The 14,353-nt window shown below is 70.6% G+C and carries 12 protein-coding genes and 1 pseudogene; 6 read left to right on the top strand and 7 right to left on the bottom strand.

Annotation, left to right across the window (positions count from 1 at the left end):
- The first annotated feature begins 245 nt into the window (after nucleotides 1–245).
- Both D7V77_RS33435 and D7V77_RS33430 read left to right on the top strand, forming a co-directional pair.
- Nucleotides 246–608 (top strand): DNA-binding response regulator, encoded by a 363-nt coding sequence (locus D7V77_RS33435; RefSeq protein WP_233597392.1) that lies wholly within the window; start codon nucleotides 246–248, stop codon nucleotides 606–608.
- Entirely contained in the window at nucleotides 601–1,101 is a 501-nt protein-coding gene (locus D7V77_RS33430) for a DUF6232 family protein (RefSeq protein ID WP_120580331.1), read from the top strand. The genes D7V77_RS33435 and D7V77_RS33430 overlap by 8 nt, the downstream gene beginning before the upstream one ends.
- Here D7V77_RS33430 and D7V77_RS33425 read toward each other — a convergent pair.
- The 4 genes from D7V77_RS33425 to D7V77_RS33410 all read right to left on the bottom strand — a co-directional run bounded on the left by D7V77_RS33425 (nucleotide 1,052) and on the right by D7V77_RS33410 (nucleotide 3,904).
- Nucleotides 1,052–2,083, bottom strand: coding sequence for an LLM class flavin-dependent oxidoreductase (locus D7V77_RS33425; RefSeq protein ID WP_120580330.1), 1,032 nt, complete (start codon nucleotides 2,081–2,083; stop codon nucleotides 1,052–1,054). The genes D7V77_RS33430 and D7V77_RS33425 overlap by 50 nt on opposite strands.
- Before the next feature lie 141 nt (nucleotides 2,084–2,224).
- Nucleotides 2,225–2,851 carry a response regulator transcription factor gene (locus D7V77_RS45090; RefSeq protein ID WP_233597391.1) on the bottom strand — a complete coding sequence of 209 codons (627 nt, stop codon included), beginning with the start codon at nucleotides 2,849–2,851 and terminating at the stop codon, nucleotides 2,225–2,227.
- 96 nt (nucleotides 2,852–2,947) lie between these two features.
- Nucleotides 2,948–3,337, bottom strand: coding sequence for a response regulator (locus D7V77_RS33415; RefSeq protein ID WP_120580329.1), 390 nt, complete (start codon nucleotides 3,335–3,337; stop codon nucleotides 2,948–2,950).
- Between the two features lie 156 nt (nucleotides 3,338–3,493).
- Nucleotides 3,494–3,904, bottom strand: coding sequence for a response regulator transcription factor (locus D7V77_RS33410; protein WP_126933729.1), 411 nt, complete (start codon nucleotides 3,902–3,904; stop codon nucleotides 3,494–3,496).
- A gap of 209 nt (nucleotides 3,905–4,113) precedes the next feature.
- Here D7V77_RS33410 and D7V77_RS33405 point away from each other — a divergent pair, with 209 nt between their 5' ends.
- A complete protein-coding gene (locus tag D7V77_RS33405) occupies nucleotides 4,114–5,577 on the top strand; it encodes a hypothetical protein (protein WP_120580327.1) in 1,464 nt (487 codons plus the stop codon).
- Here D7V77_RS33405 and D7V77_RS33400 read toward each other — a convergent pair.
- Genes D7V77_RS33400 through D7V77_RS33390 form a run of 3 tightly spaced genes read right to left on the bottom strand, consistent with a single transcriptional unit; the run spans nucleotide 5,560 to nucleotide 12,466 of the window.
- The gene (locus D7V77_RS33400; protein ID WP_120580326.1) at nucleotides 5,560–9,210 is read right to left on the bottom strand and encodes a hypothetical protein; all 3,651 of its coding nucleotides are present in this window, start codon (nucleotides 9,208–9,210) and stop codon (nucleotides 5,560–5,562) included. The two genes, D7V77_RS33405 and D7V77_RS33400, sit on opposite strands and share 18 nt — an antisense overlap.
- Entirely contained in the window at nucleotides 9,207–11,240 is a 2,034-nt protein-coding gene (locus D7V77_RS33395) for a CHAT domain-containing protein (protein ID WP_120580325.1), read from the bottom strand. Before D7V77_RS33395 ends, D7V77_RS33400 begins: the two co-directional genes overlap by 4 nt.
- 50 nt (nucleotides 11,241–11,290) lie before the next feature.
- Nucleotides 11,291–12,466 (bottom strand): trypsin-like serine protease, encoded by a 1,176-nt coding sequence (locus tag D7V77_RS33390; protein WP_120580324.1) that lies wholly within the window; start codon nucleotides 12,464–12,466, stop codon nucleotides 11,291–11,293.
- Nucleotides 12,467–12,540: 74 nt separating this feature from the next.
- Between D7V77_RS33390 and D7V77_RS33385 the strand changes: the two genes are divergently transcribed.
- The 3 genes and pseudogenes from D7V77_RS33385 to D7V77_RS33375 all read left to right on the top strand — a co-directional run.
- Nucleotides 12,541–13,005, top strand: a complete 465-nt coding sequence (locus tag D7V77_RS33385) for a hypothetical protein (RefSeq protein ID WP_147452240.1) — start codon at nucleotides 12,541–12,543, stop codon at nucleotides 13,003–13,005.
- A gap of 113 nt (nucleotides 13,006–13,118) precedes the next feature.
- Nucleotides 13,119–13,706 carry a PadR family transcriptional regulator gene (locus D7V77_RS33380; protein WP_120580322.1) on the top strand — a complete coding sequence of 196 codons (588 nt, stop codon included), beginning with the start codon at nucleotides 13,119–13,121 and terminating at the stop codon, nucleotides 13,704–13,706.
- Nucleotides 13,703–14,353, top strand: a pseudogene (locus tag D7V77_RS33375) (apolipoprotein acyltransferase); the annotation flags it as partial. The gene D7V77_RS33380 and the pseudogene D7V77_RS33375, both read left to right, overlap by 4 nt.

Raw genomic sequence — 14,353 nt, 5'->3', positions numbered from 1 at the left:
GGGTGGGTGTCACGTCCACGCGCGGGAAGGGGAGCACGTTCTGGTTCGAGCTGCCGCGGGCGGGCTCTTCCTCCTGGGACGTCTCCCCGCCGCCGCACGACGCTCCAGGCACGAGCCCCCTGAACTAGGCCCGCGTGGCAATCCGCCACGGGGGGCTGGCGGATTGCCACGGTCCACGGGTGATCACTCGGTGGCCCCGGGGGACGGTGGTTCCGGCATGTAGCTTGCTGTGACGTGGGACCGTGGTGTCCCTGCGCACAACCCGGGCCTTGCTGCTCGGTGCGGATGAGTCCCTGGCCTCGCTGCTGGCGGACGTGCTGGGCGACCTGGGCATCGCCCTGTTCCTGGACGCGGAGGACGCGGCCCGGCCGGACCTGGTGCTGGCGCACGTGGAGCGCGGGGAGGCCATCCTCCCGGTGATGACACGCGCGCGGGACTGCGCCGCCACCGCGCCCGTCGTCGTCCTCCTGCCCTTCGCGGACGAGCGCCTGGTGTCCCGCGCCCTGTGTCAGGGGGCCCGGGCATGTTTCGCGCTGGGCAGCCCACTCGATGAGCTTCGCGCCCTCCTGCGCTCGCACTTCCCTCTGTTGGAGACCACCCATGGGTGAACCGATGGCCGTCGTCACCGTGCTGCGTCCCGTTGTCCCCTTGCGTGAAGTGGAGCGCCGCCCGGTGGCTCCGGTGTTGGACTCGGGGGAGCCCTCCCTCTTCCAGGCCGGCCAGGTCCGCGTCACCGCCGAGCGGCTCGCCGTGGGCGGCCAGAGCTGGGCGCTGCGCGACGTGCTCCAGGTGGAGACCGCGCGCCGCACCCCGAAGGTGTGGCCCTACCTGCTCGCGGTGGGCCTGGCCGGGGCGCTGGGGCTGCCGCTGTTGTCCTGGCTGTCCATCAGCGTGACGGCGCTGAAGGGCGCCTACGAGGCGGGGCTCGTCCTCACCGCCCTGGGCCTCTTCGCGTCCATGGCCGCGCTGCTCGTGGTGGAGGACACCCACTACCTGGTGCTGGGGCTGCCGGGCGGCTCGCGCCGCGTCTTCGGCAGCCACGACGCCCAGCTCATCGCACGGCTTGCGGGGACGGTGCGGGCCGCGTGTCAGCGGCCGTGAGCTGGTCGCGCACCCGCGAGACGATCTCGTAGGAGCGCAGGCGCGCCGCGTGGTCGAAGATCTGCGCGGTCACCATCAGCTCGTCGGCTCCGGTCTGCTCGATGAGGGACTGGAGGCCGTCGCGCACGCTGTCCGGCGAGCCCACCACGGTGCACGCCAGCATGTGTTCGATCTCCGCCAGCTCCATCTCGTTGAGCTGACCGTCCATGCTTTCCACCGGCGGCAGCAGCGGGCCCGGCCGGCCCCGGCGCAGGTTGATGAAGGCCTGGAGCAGCGACGTGAAGAGGCGCTGCCCCTCCTTGTCCGTGTCCGCGGCGAAGACGTTCACGCCAATCATCGCGTACGGCTTCTGGAGCACGTCCGACGGGCGGAACTGCGTGCGGTACAGGTGCAGCGCGCTCATCATCTGCGCGGGCGCGAAGTGCGACGCGAACGCGAAGGGCAACCCCAGGGCCGCGGCCAGCTGCGCGCTGAAGGTGCTGGAGCCCAACAGCCACAGCGGCACGTGCAGGCCCGCGCCCGGCACCGCGCGCACGGCCTGCCCCGGCACCGGGTCCTTGAAGTAGTTCTGCAGCTCCACCACGTCCTGCGGGAAGCTGTCCGCGCCCCCCAGGCCCCGGCGCAGGGCGGCGGAGGTGCGCTGATCCGTCCCCGGCGCGCGGCCCAGGCCCAGGTCGATGCGGCCGGGATAGAGCGTCTCCAGCGTGCCGAACTGCTCCGCGATGATGAGCGGCGCGTGGTTGGGCAACATGACGCCGCCCGCGCCCACGCGAATCGTCTTCGTGCCCCCCGCCACGTACCCGATGACCACCGACGTGGCCGCGCTGGCGATACCCGTCATGTTGTGGTGCTCGGCCAGCCAGAAGCGCTTGTAGCCCAGGGCTTCCGCGTGGCGGGCCAGGTCCAGGCTGTTGTGGAGGGCGAGGCCGGCGTCGCCCCCGGAGATGACGGGGGACAGGTCGAGGACGGAGAAGGGGATCATCGGGGGGACCCTCGCGCCACGGGGGCGGAAAAGTCCTTCGATAGCCAGGGCCCTCGGGGTTTTCACGGCATTGACGCACCGCTCGGGCGCTCGGGCCCTCCGGACCGCCAGGTGGAGGCCATCCCACCCATCAGCCTGGCTTCAGGCGTGCGGGGGGCCGGCCTTGCGCTCGGACTTCGCTCGAACCAGCGCGGCGTGCGCGCGGTCCAGGGTGCCGTGCGGATCCTCCTCGCCCCGCACCGTCACAGCGATGGACACGCACGCGGGCTGGCCGGGCACGTCATGGAGCTGCTGGCGCGTGGCCTCCGCGCCCACGGCGTCCGCCCCGGGCAGCGCGAGCAGGAGGGTCCCCCGTCCAGCGCACCACGAAGCCCGGGGGAGGACAGAGGCCTTCCGCGTGCCGGGCCAGCTCGCGCCGCGCCGCGTCGCCTCTGGTCCCGCGCGCCGGCTGAGCAGCGCGTGGATGCCCAGCGCGTCCTTGAGCTGCCAGGCGCGCACGCGCAGCTCGTCGAACGCCGTCACCACCACCACCGCCGTGTGGCGTGCGTCCGAGCGGCCTCTCAGCCACGCCAGCAACGCGAACCCGTCCACCCGGGGCAGCGCCAGGTCCGTCACCAGCAGCGTGGGTGAGCCGCGCTGACGCACCAGCTCCTGGGCCTCCGCGCCATCGCGCGCCACCACGCCTTCCAGTCCCTCTTGTTGCGCGAGCGCGAGCAGCCCCGCGGCACGGTGGCGATCCGGTTCGGCGATGAGGGCGTAGCGGGGCATGTCGGTCCACTCATGCTGCCATGCGTGCCGCGCTTGCGTACCCTGGCCCTTTGTCCAGGAAAGGGCCGCCCGTCCATGGGCCGACGGTGCGAGGCGCTAGCGCGGTACTTCCAGCAATTGCGAGACGTGCTCCGCCAGGTCCGGCAGCGGCTGGGGCTTGCTCAGCACCAGGTCCACGCCCAGTGCCTGCGCACGCGTCCCCAGCTCCGGCGTCGCGAACGCCGTCAGCAGCACCATGCGCGTGGCGGGCGAGGACTCGCGCACCCGCTCCGCGATGATGAGCCCTTCCTCGGACTGCGTTCCGCTCAGCCGCAGGTCGCTGATGACCAGGTCGTACCGGCTGCGCTTCATGTGCTCCAGGGCCTCATTCAGGTCCGTGGCGGAGTCGACCTTGTAGCCGGCGCTGGCGAAGAAGCGGCCCAGGACCCAGCACAGGACCGTTTCATCATCGACGATCAGCAGGTTCCGGGGCACACACGAAGGCATGAGCAAGTGAGGGGCCAGTGCCCCCGAGGATAGAGGAAGGAAGTCATTACAACGACTTGGCCCGGTGGAAGCACGTCCGCCGCGCGCGTCTGTCCAGCTTGCGGATCCACTTTCCAGAATCCGGACTGAATCAGGCAATGACGGCAGCCTGGAGGCTCACCGCATGGGGATGGGCTGGGGCTGGTCCTCATTGGCCGCGGCGGGAATCAGCGCGGACAGGTGGAGGATGAGCACCGGCATCAGCTGCGGCTTGGGCAGCAGCCTGGTGATGCCACTGGTCCACGCCGAGTGCCGCACCTCGTCCAGGGGCAGCGCCGTCATCAACAGGATGGGAATGTGCGCGTCCTGCAGGCGCAGGTCGCGCGCGAAGCGCAGACCTTCTTCCATGCCGGGCCGGCCGAAGGGGTGGTCGATGAGGATCGCGTCGAACAGATTCGCATCCAGCAGGCCGCGAGCCTGGGAATCCGTGCGAGCGGTGAGGACGGTGAAGCCCGCGGCCGTCAGGTGACGCGCCGTTGCCCCACGAACCGGGGGCTTCGAATCGAGGAGGAGGATTTTACCGTGCATGCACAACAACAGTGCAGCTGTTGTGCCGGGCAGGGCGTCATACGCCCATTCCAGTCATTGCAAGGGATTGGAAGGGAGGGGGCGAGCGAGGATGGGCCCGTTTTCCAATTCCTGGACCAGTCTCCGGAATCTGGACGAAAAAAGGTCGTACCCTGCCGCGTCCGCGGGCCGTGAATTAATAGAACGCAGGTCCCACCGGGAGCCGAAAGATGCCCGAGCCCGTGAAGGATGAATCACTCCAGCTCCTGCTCGCGCGCGCTGACGACCGCCGGCCGGTGCTGGAGGACGGGCTTCCCGCGGACTCCACCCGGGATGCCCCCAGGCCCGCGCCGCTTCCTCGCCGTGCCGAGGGCATGACGCTGGAGCGGCCCGACGCGAACCCGAATGACCTGCCCGCGCAGCGCTGGGGTGTCATCGCGCCCCTGGGCACGGCGGGCGACGCCATGCTTCGCGCCATCGAGCCGCTCCTCCAGCACCGCGAGCAGGAGCAGGGCGCCGCGGTGATGCGCTACCGCGTTCCTCCCGGCATGGACGCGAACGCGGCGGTGCGCTGGAAGGAGTCGGTGCACCGGGCCGAGGACGTCCCCGAGGAGGAGCGTCCCAGGTACCTGCTGCTGCTCGGGGACCTGCCCGACGTGTCCATGGAGTTGCAGCACGTGCTCGCGCATGGCGCGTTCGTGGGACGGCTTCACGTAGGGCTGCCCGACGGTGAACCAGACCTCGCGGGCTACACGTCCTACGCGGGGAAGGTGATCGCGGCCGAGAAGCAGGGCGCGCCTCCGGAGTCCCCCGACATGCTCCTGTACACGGCGCGGGACGGGACGACGGCCACGACCTCCGGACACCACCTGCTGGTGGAGCCCTGCCGGCAGGTCATGGAGACGCGGTGGAGGCAGAAGCGGCCCGCGTTGAAGGTCCAGGAGGTTCCCTATGACTACGCGGACGCGGACGCGCTCCTGGAGGCCGCGGCCGATGCGCGCTCGGCGGTGATGCTCACGGTGGCGCATGGGTTGGGGCGGCCCTCGAAGGGCTGGGCTTCTCCCGAGGAGCAGCGGGCGATGCAGGGCGCGCTGACGCTGGGCGGAGGCCCACCGCTCACGGGAGCCATGCTGCGGGACACGCCCTTCCTGCCCGGAGGCATGTGGTTCAGCGTGGCGTGCTTCGGCGCGGCGACTCCACCGGACAGTGCGTTCCATGCATGGCTCGCTCAGATCGCCGCGGCTGGCGGGTTCGCGGGCCGTCCTGACTCCGTGCTGCACAGCCTGCCCAGGGCAGGGGAGCGTCCCTTCGTGGCGGCGCTGCCCCAGGCCCTGCTGGCGAATCCGCGCGGCCCGCTGGGCATCATCGGCCACAGCGACCTGGCATGGACGCTCGGGTTCCTGGACTCGGAGGACATGACGCGCGGCCGTGCCTCGCGTGTCCTCTCCGCGCTCCAGATCCTGTCCAACGGTAGCCGCGCGGGCGTCGCCCTGGACGCGTTGATGAGCGCGTACCGGGGCGTCAACGACGCGCTGCTGGCGGGCTACCGGGCGCGGCAGGACGCGCAGGTGTATGGCATTCCGGATCCTGTTGACCCGAAGCGACAGGGTCATCAGTGGATGCAGCGCAATGACTTGCGCGGCTATGTGTTGCTCGGAGACCCCGCTGCAAGGCTTTCAGGGCAGCAGCCGTAGCGTCGGGGGCGGCGTCACGAGCGGATCCCGTCCCTGGGCCCTCTCACATTCCGCATAGCCGCTGCGCGCCTGCTCCTCGCTTTCATCCAGGTAGCTGCGACGGACGTCCGGAGGAAGGCAGTCCTTGTTGACGGCCCGAAGCCGCCGCTGGAGCTCCGAGACATCCAGGGGCCAGAGCTGTGCCTGTCCATCGGCGCACACCGTCAGGACCTGCTGTTGCCCGGCCGGACTGAACTCGGCGGATGCGACCTCCGACTCACAGCCCTGGATCACCAGGGGCACGCCCGTTCCGTCCGCCCTCCACACCCGCGCGGTCTGGTCAACCGAGGTCGTCACCACCCACAGGCCATCCGGGCTGAAGCTCGCGGAATTGACGACGTTCAGGTGTCCCTTGAGCACGACGGGCGTGCCCGTTCCGTCCGCCCTCCACACCCGCGCGGTCTTGTCAGCGGACGCTGTCACCACCCACAAGCCATCCGGGCTGAAGCTCGCGGAATAGACGTCACCTCCATGCCCTTTGAGCACGACGGGTGTGCCCGTCCCGTCCGCCTTCCACACCCGCGCGGTCTGGTCCTCGGACGCCGTCACCACCCACTGGCTGTCCTGGCTGAACTCGGCGGAGAGGACGCGGCGCTCATGGCCCTGGAGCAGCACGGGCGTGCCGGTTCCATCCGTCCTCTGCACCTTCGGGACCCGGACAAACGCGGTCACGACCCACTGACCGTCGCGGCTGAACCGGGCGGAGCGTGCATCGTCGGACTTCAGCACCCGCGGTGTCCCGCTCCCGTCCGCCCTCCACACCTGGGGCTCGCCCCCGGACGTGATCAACACCGACTGGCCATCCGGACTGAACTCCGCGGACCCGATGGGCCTGAGCGGATTCTTCAGCATCACCGGAGGGCCCATCCCATCCGTCCGCCACACCCGCGCACTCCCGTTCTCGAAGACAGTCACCAACTGGTGTCCATCCGGGCTGAACGCGGCCGACAAGACGGGACCCGCGCGCCCATCGAGCACCACGGGGGCGCCCGTCCCCTCCGTGCGCCAGACGCGTGCCGCTCCGTCGGCGCCCGCCGTGACGACCCGCTGCCCATCCGGGCTGAACCGCGCGGACCGGACCGCGTCGGCCGCCTCTCCGGGACCCTGGAACACCACGGGAAGCTCCGGCCCGCCCGCCTTCCAGACCCGGAGGGCTCCATCACTGGACGCGGTGATGATCCGCTGGCCGTCCCGACTGAATCGCGCGTCCGCGACCCAGCCCTGGTGCCCCTGGAGCGCCCGGGGGGAGCCTCTTCCATCCGCCCTCCACACCCTTGCGGTCCCGTCGAACGACGTGGTCACCACCCACTGGCCATCGGGGCTGAACTCCGCGGAGGTGATGGGGTCTGTATGGCCATTAAGGACGGTGGGAGAGCCCGTCCCATCCGCCTTCCACACCCGCGCCGTCTTGTCCTCGGAAGCCGTCACCACCCACTGGCCATCGGGGCTGAACGTGGCGGAGTTCACGCTCCCCTCATGCCCGTTGAGCACGACGGGCGAGCCCTTCCCATCCGCTCGCCACACCCGCGCTGTCTTGTCCTCGGAAGCCGTCACCACCCACTGTCCATCCGGGCTGAACTCGGCGGAGAAGACGGGCTTCGTGTGCCCCTTGAGCACGATGGGTGGGCCCTTCCCATCCGCCCGCCATACCCGCGCCGTCCTGTCCCAGGAGGCGGTCACCACGCGCCGCCCCTCCGGGCTGAAGCGCGCCGACAGGACCGAGGCCTGGTGTTCGCCCAGCATCACGGGCTCGCCGGTTCCATCCGCCCGCCGCACCTGCACGCTCATGTCCGCCGAAGCCGTCACCAGCCACTGGCCATCCGGACTGAACCTCGCGGAGTGGACGGTGTCCTCGTACTTCCAGAGCGCCTCGGGCGTGCCCGTCCCATCCGCCCGCCACACCCGGACGGTGGCGTCCCGGCTGGCGGTGGCGACCCATTGCCCGTCCGGGCTGAACTCGATGGAGTCGACGATGCCCTCATGGCCCGTCAACGCCACGGGGGTGCCCGTCCCGTCCACGCGCCATACCCACGCCGGTCCTTCCCGGGAGGCCGCCGCCACCCGCAGGCCGTCCGGGCTGAACGCCGCGACGTTCAGCGGAGCCGTTCCCTGGAACGTCACCTCCGGGAGGGGTTCCTTCAGGACGTCATGCGCCAACTGCGTCCACCACCGCGCCTGCTCGGGCTCAGGCACTTCGAGCAGCAGCTTCGTGGCCATCGCGGCGTAGCCGCGGCCCTGCAGGTCGCGAGCCCCCGCCATCAACGCCAATCCCCGCGCGTCTCGCGCCTGCTTGACGGCCTCCTGCTTCGCGCCATCCGCGGCCGTCTTCGCCCGCTCCGCATGGGTCCGCTCCGTCCAGGCCCAGATGAGCAGCAGGGCCATCAGCGCCGCCACGCCCACCGCCACCGAGGCCAGGATGATGAGCCTGCGCCGCTCGGCCGCTTCACGCCGGCGCTGTCGCTGCCCTGACTCCCGCTCGATGCGCTGCTGCTTGAGGTCGAAGACCTTGCGCGCGAGCCAGTCGTGTCCCAGCTCGAAGTACCGGCTGCCCTGGTGCTGCTCCGCGTGCAGCACCGCCGCCGCTTCCAGGTGCGTCAGCACCTCGTCCGCGTGCTCGGGTGGCAGCTCGGCGCGGGCCTCCTGCTCCGTCAGCAGGGTCCGGCTGCCGTCGCTCGCGATGAGGTGCTGCTCCAGCAACCGGCGCGCCGCCCGCTTCTTGTCGGAGCCGAGCGCATCCAGCGTCGCCTCCAGGTAGCGGTGCACCATCGGCTCCGCGGCGACAGGCTCCACGGCCTGGCCCCGCGCCCGTTCGTCCCACAGCGCCCGGCAGACGATCTGCGCGAACGCGGCCTGCACCTCGGCGTCATCGTCCTGTTCGCCCTGTCCCGCCATGCGCACCTGCCGCATCAGCGCGCGCACCTCCTGCTCGGACCAGGGCTGCGTGGGCAGGCCCTTCTCGGTGGCCAGCCGGCACGACACCCGCACCATCTCGCCCACGGTGAGCGGCCCCAGCCGGAAGCCCTGCTCCAGCAATTCGCGCCGGCCCCGCACGCGGTCACGGAAGCGCCCCAGGTAGTCCTCGCGCATCGCCAGCACGAGCTGCAGCCCGCGCACCGGCTTGCGTGCCAGCGCGTCCAGCCCCTTCAGCAGCGCGCCGGTCGCCTCCACGTCGCGCCCCGGAAGGAAGAGCTGCTCCAGTTGGTCCAGGTAGATGAGCACCGGCCGGTCCGAGCGCTGCGACGCGAGCTCCAGCGCCGAGTCCAGCGCTTCCACCGTCCCCGCTTGCTCCGGTGGAGGCCCCAGCTCCAGCTCCGCGTGCATCGTGCGCACGAGCCGCGCCAGCGGAGCCTCCCCCGCGAGCCACCCGTCGATGCGCACCGTGCGGAACTCGTGCGCCTCCTCCAACAGCGGAATCACGCCGGCCTGCATCACCGACGACTTCCCCGCGCCCGAGGGGCCAAAGAGCGTGAGGCACGGGTGCGCGAGGATGCGATTCACCAGCCGCTGCGTCACGGTCTCGCGGCCGAAGAAGCGCTCGCGGTCCGCCGCGCGGTAGGGCTGCGGCCCGAGGAAGGGATTCACCAGGCCGTTCATCGCGAACCTCCCTGCGTCCCCGTGCCGAGCGACTCGGCCACCGCGCCCGCTTCCGCCTGCACCACCTGGATGCCAGCGCCCGCGGGCAGGCCCCGGCCTGACTTCCAAGACTCCGCCTCATGCACCCCGGGCTCCAGCAGCACCAGGCTCTTGCGAGGGAGCGGCCGGCGTCCGAACAACCGAGACAGCAGCATGCGGTGGTTCCATGCCAGCAATGACAGTCCAATGAGCAGCGCGGGGCGGCTGTCCAGCGTCCCCAGGATGGCGTCCGCCAGGTCCGGAGGCAGGACGGACTCCAGGTCTCGCACGCCGTGCAGGTAATCGTCCTCCGTGAGCAGGGGCGTTTCGAAGACGCGGTCGGGCAGGTAGCCCCGGTACAGCCGCACCAGCGCCACGTCGCGCGACGGGTCGAAGTCCAGGGGCAGCGTGTCGAGCGGTTCCCAGTCCTGCCCTGGCAGGCGCCGTCGGATCAGCGCGGAGCCCTCGTCTGGCGTCGACGGCTGGATGACATAAAGCGGCAGCTCGGGCCGGTGCAGCGCGAGTGCCTGCTCCAACACAGGCATGCGCAAGAGCGTGATGTGCACGCCGGGCCTCAGCCGCCGCGCCAGCGCCTCCACCAGCGGAAGCGTGGGCATCGCATCCCGGAACACCTCCTGGAAGTGCGAGTCCAGCGTCTTGGGCCCGAAGCGCAGCGTGAACCGCTGCGCCAGCGCGCTCATCGGCAGCGCCTCCGGCACGGCCCAGGGCGTGCCCCGCATCCGGCCGTGCAAGAGCTCCCGCAGGTCCTCGTCCGTGGTGCCCCCGTGGTCGCCCAGCACCAGGGAGAAGGGACGCGAGACCAGGTCCAGGAGCCCGCGCAGGGACGGGTCCTCTCCGCGCACCGGTTCGGACCGCACGGGAGCACGGGGCGCGGCGTTCACCCGGGCGGGCCGGAAGGAGAAGAGGGTGGTATCACTGCCTCGCAGGTACAGGACGGGGGAGAAGGCCTCGGCGCTCTCGCCGAACTCCGTGAGCACCGTGCTGCGCGCGTCATGGAGGCAGCGGGCCACGTCGCCCCGGTGCCGGGTGTCTCCCACCAACGCGCGATAGAAGGCCCGCGAGCACGCGCGCGCCACGTCTGTCTTCACCGGCCACAGGTGCGCCACCACCGCGTCCGCGCCGCCCTGCGCGAGCAGCTCCGCCGCGCTCGTCAGCGCCCCCGGTTGAGCGCCCTGACAGGCTTCGAGCACCACCAATCGCAGGTCGCCCCGGAAGGCTCCCGCCAGCTCCTTCGCCAGCAGCTCCACGGAGAGCCCCGCGGACGCGCCGTCCGCATCCGTGAGTTGCAGGACCGGAGCCCCCTTCGCGTCCACGCCGCCATGACCGATGAAGTGCAGGATGTGCGGCGCGGGCTCCGAGCGGAGCCGGTCGATGACGTAGTCGCGCCGCGAGCGGGCCCCCACGAGCGGCTCCATCCACTCCAGCGCTCCGGAGTCGATGGCCGGCTGGAGCATGGCGCGCAGGCGGGCCGGTGCCTCTTCGTCCAGCGGCGAGACGACGAGCAGCCGCACGGCCCCAGTGACCTCGCGAGGAAGCCAGGGCTTCGTGGACTGCACCCCGCGCACGATGCACAGCTCCGGCGAGATGCCGAGGAAGTCGAGCGGCCCGGACGGTCCACAGAGCGCCTCCCAGGGAAGCGCCTGGAGCTCGCGGTCCCGGGGCAGCAGGCGCAGCAGCAGCGGCTTCTTGCTCCCGATGTTGCGCGACACGCCGCGCAGCTCGAGCAGCACCTCCTGGAGCCCCTCGCGGAAGAGGGCGGAGTGCAGCGCCCGCGCCTGCTCGGCGGACTCCAGGGGTACTCCGCGCACGGCTGCGTCCCGCACCCACTCACCGAAGCGGCGGAGGGACTCGCGCGAGTGCGCGGGCCCCAACCTGTGCGGCGCGGGCTGTTGGCCTCCGCTGCCCCGCGCTGTTGCGCTGACCTCATCGCCAGTCAGCGCGAGGTCGACCTCCAGCCAGAATCCGGGCGCCGTCGTTCCGCTCGTGCTCATGCGAGCGGAAGCCTACTCCGTCCTCATGGCACCTGGAGCAAGCGGCCGTATCAATAGAAAGTACGTCCGAGCATGGAGGCCTCGACGACGGCCGTTTCGCCATACACGGAGATGTACCAGGTCCCCTGGCTCGGGTAGTAGAGGGAGCAATACTCCAGGTTGCTGTCCGTGGCACCGGAGCGGCAGTCGTAGTTCGTCAGCGTGGGCGCTGCGTTGTAGCGCACGTAGAGGGTGCCATTGCCGGTGCCCTTCTGGAGCGACACGGTGAACGCGGGGATGCCCGACGGCAGGGTCAGGGAGTAGTGCTTCCAGCCGCCCTGGGCGGCGCTCACATGCTGCAGTGTCGCCCGCGGCGCGGTGCTCAGCCGCGGGGTCATGTAGTCGATGAACCCCTTGAGGTACGCAGCCCGCTCGAAGATGTTCGGCGCCGAGCAGCCCAGGTTGTAGCTGGCGACGCCCACCAGCTTCTTCCCGGAGGGGCCGTCCACCACCAGCGGGCCTCCCACGTCCCCCGTGCAGAAGGCGTTGCCCTGCGCCGAACCATCCGCCCCCAGTTGGTCGGTGGTGAGGGGTTGCCCCAGCGCCAGGGAGGCATCCGCGTTGGACATCAGCGGCACGCTCATCTTCATCAACGCGTCTGGGATTGCACTGCCGGGGGTTGTCTGCCCCCAGCCCGAGAGCGTGGCGATGACGCCCGGATCGGTGTAGCCGGCGGAGACATCCGCCGCCGTCGCCACCGGCAGGGCCGCCACCGTGGTGCCATTGAGCGTCAGCGGGGTCATCAACCGCAGGAGCGCCGCGTCCTTGCCCTGCGTCGGATCCCACGAGCCAATGAGGGGAATGATGTCCAGCAGCGTACTCACCTGACCCGCGCTGCTCATCGCCGCCAGGCTGTTGCTGCCCGCCGCGACGCGCAGGGTGCTGGGATGCGGGGGCGTCACGGTGCCGGTCCCCAGCACGCACTGGCGTGAAGTGAGGACCCAGTGGGTGTTGATGATGGTGCCGCCACACAGGTGGTTCCCGGCCGCGTCCTGGAGGGACACCATCCAGGGGAACTCCCCGGCGGCGGCGGGCGTGGCGCCCAAGAGAGGCCGAGCGGTCTGCGCCACGGCGGGTGGATCACCGACCGCTTCAGGGCCACAGCCAGCACCCAGGGACAGGAAGCCCAGCGCGACGGTGGCACGCAGGGAAGGGGACCACGGGAAGGCCGAGCGGGGAGAGGTCATGCAGCCACTCTACGGTTCGTCTTCTGGGGGCGAGCAGGCTTGTTTTCACCGCTTGAACTGGGAGTGTGGTCGTCATGGACGCGAAGGCGCATCGCTGGCTCGTCAATGAGTTGGACAAGTGGCGGGTCCCCGTCGACCTGTTGGAGCTCCGCAAGCGTGGACCCGAGGTGTTCGACGCGCTGGTGGAGATTCTCGAACAGGGCCAGCTCTCCGCCCGGCAGCGGGTGAACGCGCTCTGGGCGCTGAGCGAGCTGAGTCTGTATCGGGGAACCTTTCTGGCGCGGAACACCGTCCTGACGCGGCTCGCGAAGACCCTGGTCGTCGGCGACGAGCAGGAGTTGCGTGAGGCGGCGGCCCGGGTGCTGGTGCACCAGTTCTTCCAGCAGGTGGGCCATGCGGACCTGCGGCCGCTGTTGAGCGCCGAGGAGCTGAAGTCGCTGCTGGAGCGCGCCGAGGCGTTGGGGTTGAGCGACGAGGTCCGCGACGGCGTCTGGTCTTCCTTCAATCGCGACACTGCGCGGCGGCGTCCCAGCGAATGAGCATCCCAACAGTCGAGACTGCGAGAGGGTAGCCCTGGCCACTCCAGGGGACGCCGAACGAGGGCTGGTGGCCGGATATATCAGCCTGATATATCCGGGTGGAGGAGGCAGTCATGGCGAGGGAGAGCACCTGTCGGTTCGCCATCCTGGGGATGCTGTGCCGGGAGCCGATGAGTGGGTACGGCCTGCGAAGCACCATCGAGCGGTCGGTGGGCCACTTCTGGCAGGAGAGCTACGGCAACCTGTACCCGACGTTGGAGCGGATGGCGGAGGAGCGGCTCGTCGAGCTCGAGCCGGAGGAGCGCTCGCGGGGCGGACGGATCCGCAAGGTGTACCGGGTGACGGCGGCGGGGCGGAAGGCGCTCGCTGAATGGCTGAGGCGGCCGGTGCTCCCCCACGTCGAGCGCAACGAGCTGTTGCTCAAGCTCTTCTTCGGGGCCCAGGTGGGGCCCGCGGACTCCCTGGCGCAGGTGGAGCGCAGCCGCGCCGAGGCCGAGGGGCTGCTGGCGGTGCTGCGCCTCATCGACGAGGACGTACGCCACGCCCGGCAAGACGATCCGGAGTTTGCCTACCAGCACTTGTCGATTCGCGCGGGGCTGCTCGGGCTGGAGGCGCACCTGCGCTGGTGTGACGAGGCGCGCGAAGCACTGGGGCGCATGAAGCCGACGACAGGTTCGACGAAGAAGAGGGGAGCGCGATGAGCGGTCATCCGGACGAAGGAGCGCGGCGTCTGTCCATGTTCATGCCGTGGCTCGCCCTGGGCGTCGGGGCTGGACTGGTGCTGTTGCTGAACACGGAGTGGGCGGTGCTGCCCGGCTGGCTGATGGGCGCCCTGTTCCTCTTCTTCTCCCGGAGGCAGCGGCCCGCGGTGGGCTTCGTGGGGCTGCTGGTGGCCAACACCATCGCCGTTTACGTGGCGAACCTGGGAGTGTTCCCGGGCTCCGCCGCGAGCGCCTTCGGCATGGCCTTGGGAGGCGCGGTGGTGGTCGCGCTGCTGTACCTGGCGGACCGGCTCGTCGTGGGGCCACGGGGCACCTTCGTGGGGACGCTCTTCCTGCCAGCGGCGACGACGGGGCTGGAGCTCTTCAGCAGCCTGGGCAATCCATTCGGCACCTGGGGCGTGCTGGCCTACACCCAGGCAAAGGTGCCGGTGCTGGTGCAGCTGGTATCGGTGACGGGGTTGTGGGGCCTGACGTTCGTCCTGGTGTGGTTCGCCACGGTGGCCAACTGGGCGTTCGAGCACCGGGATACGGGGCGCCGCGTCCTGCCCGGAGTGGCGGTGTACTCGGCGGTACTGGTGGCCATCCTCGGCTTCGGAGCGCTGCGGCTCGCGGGGGCGGGGAGGGTG

The sequence above is a fragment of the Corallococcus sp. CA041A genome (assembly GCF_003612075.1).
GTDB lineage: Bacteria > Myxococcota > Myxococcia > Myxococcales > Myxococcaceae > Corallococcus > Corallococcus exiguus.
The sequence above is the reverse complement of the archived record's forward strand: the minus strand, read 5'-3'. Positions and strand labels throughout refer to the sequence as shown.

Bases quoted from the DNA above. Each gene is read 5' to 3' on its own strand.
- D7V77_RS33430 (WP_120580331.1), top strand. From the start codon at position 601: ATGGGTGAACCGATGGCCGTCGTCACCGTGCTGCGTCCCGTTGTCCCC.
- D7V77_RS33425 (WP_120580330.1), bottom strand. From the start codon at position 2,083: ATGATCCCCTTCTCCGTCCTCGACCTGTCCCCCGTCATCTCCGGGGGC.
- D7V77_RS45090 (WP_233597391.1), bottom strand. From the start codon at position 2,851: ATGCCCCGCTACGCCCTCATCGCCGAACCGGATCGCCACCGTGCCGCG.
- D7V77_RS33415 (WP_120580329.1), bottom strand. From the start codon at position 3,337: ATGCCTTCGTGTGTGCCCCGGAACCTGCTGATCGTCGATGATGAAACG.
- D7V77_RS33410 (WP_126933729.1), bottom strand. From the start codon at position 3,904: ATGCACGGTAAAATCCTCCTCCTCGATTCGAAGCCCCCGGTTCGTGGG.
- D7V77_RS33405 (WP_120580327.1), top strand. From the start codon at position 4,114: ATGCCCGAGCCCGTGAAGGATGAATCACTCCAGCTCCTGCTCGCGCGC.
- D7V77_RS33400 (WP_120580326.1), bottom strand. From the start codon at position 9,210: ATGAACGGCCTGGTGAATCCCTTCCTCGGGCCGCAGCCCTACCGCGCG.
- D7V77_RS33395 (WP_120580325.1), bottom strand. From the start codon at position 11,240: ATGAGCACGAGCGGAACGACGGCGCCCGGATTCTGGCTGGAGGTCGAC.
- D7V77_RS33390 (WP_120580324.1), bottom strand. From the start codon at position 12,466: ATGACCTCTCCCCGCTCGGCCTTCCCGTGGTCCCCTTCCCTGCGTGCC.
- D7V77_RS33385 (WP_147452240.1), top strand. From the start codon at position 12,541: ATGGACGCGAAGGCGCATCGCTGGCTCGTCAATGAGTTGGACAAGTGG.
- D7V77_RS33380 (WP_120580322.1), top strand. From the start codon at position 13,119: ATGGCGAGGGAGAGCACCTGTCGGTTCGCCATCCTGGGGATGCTGTGC.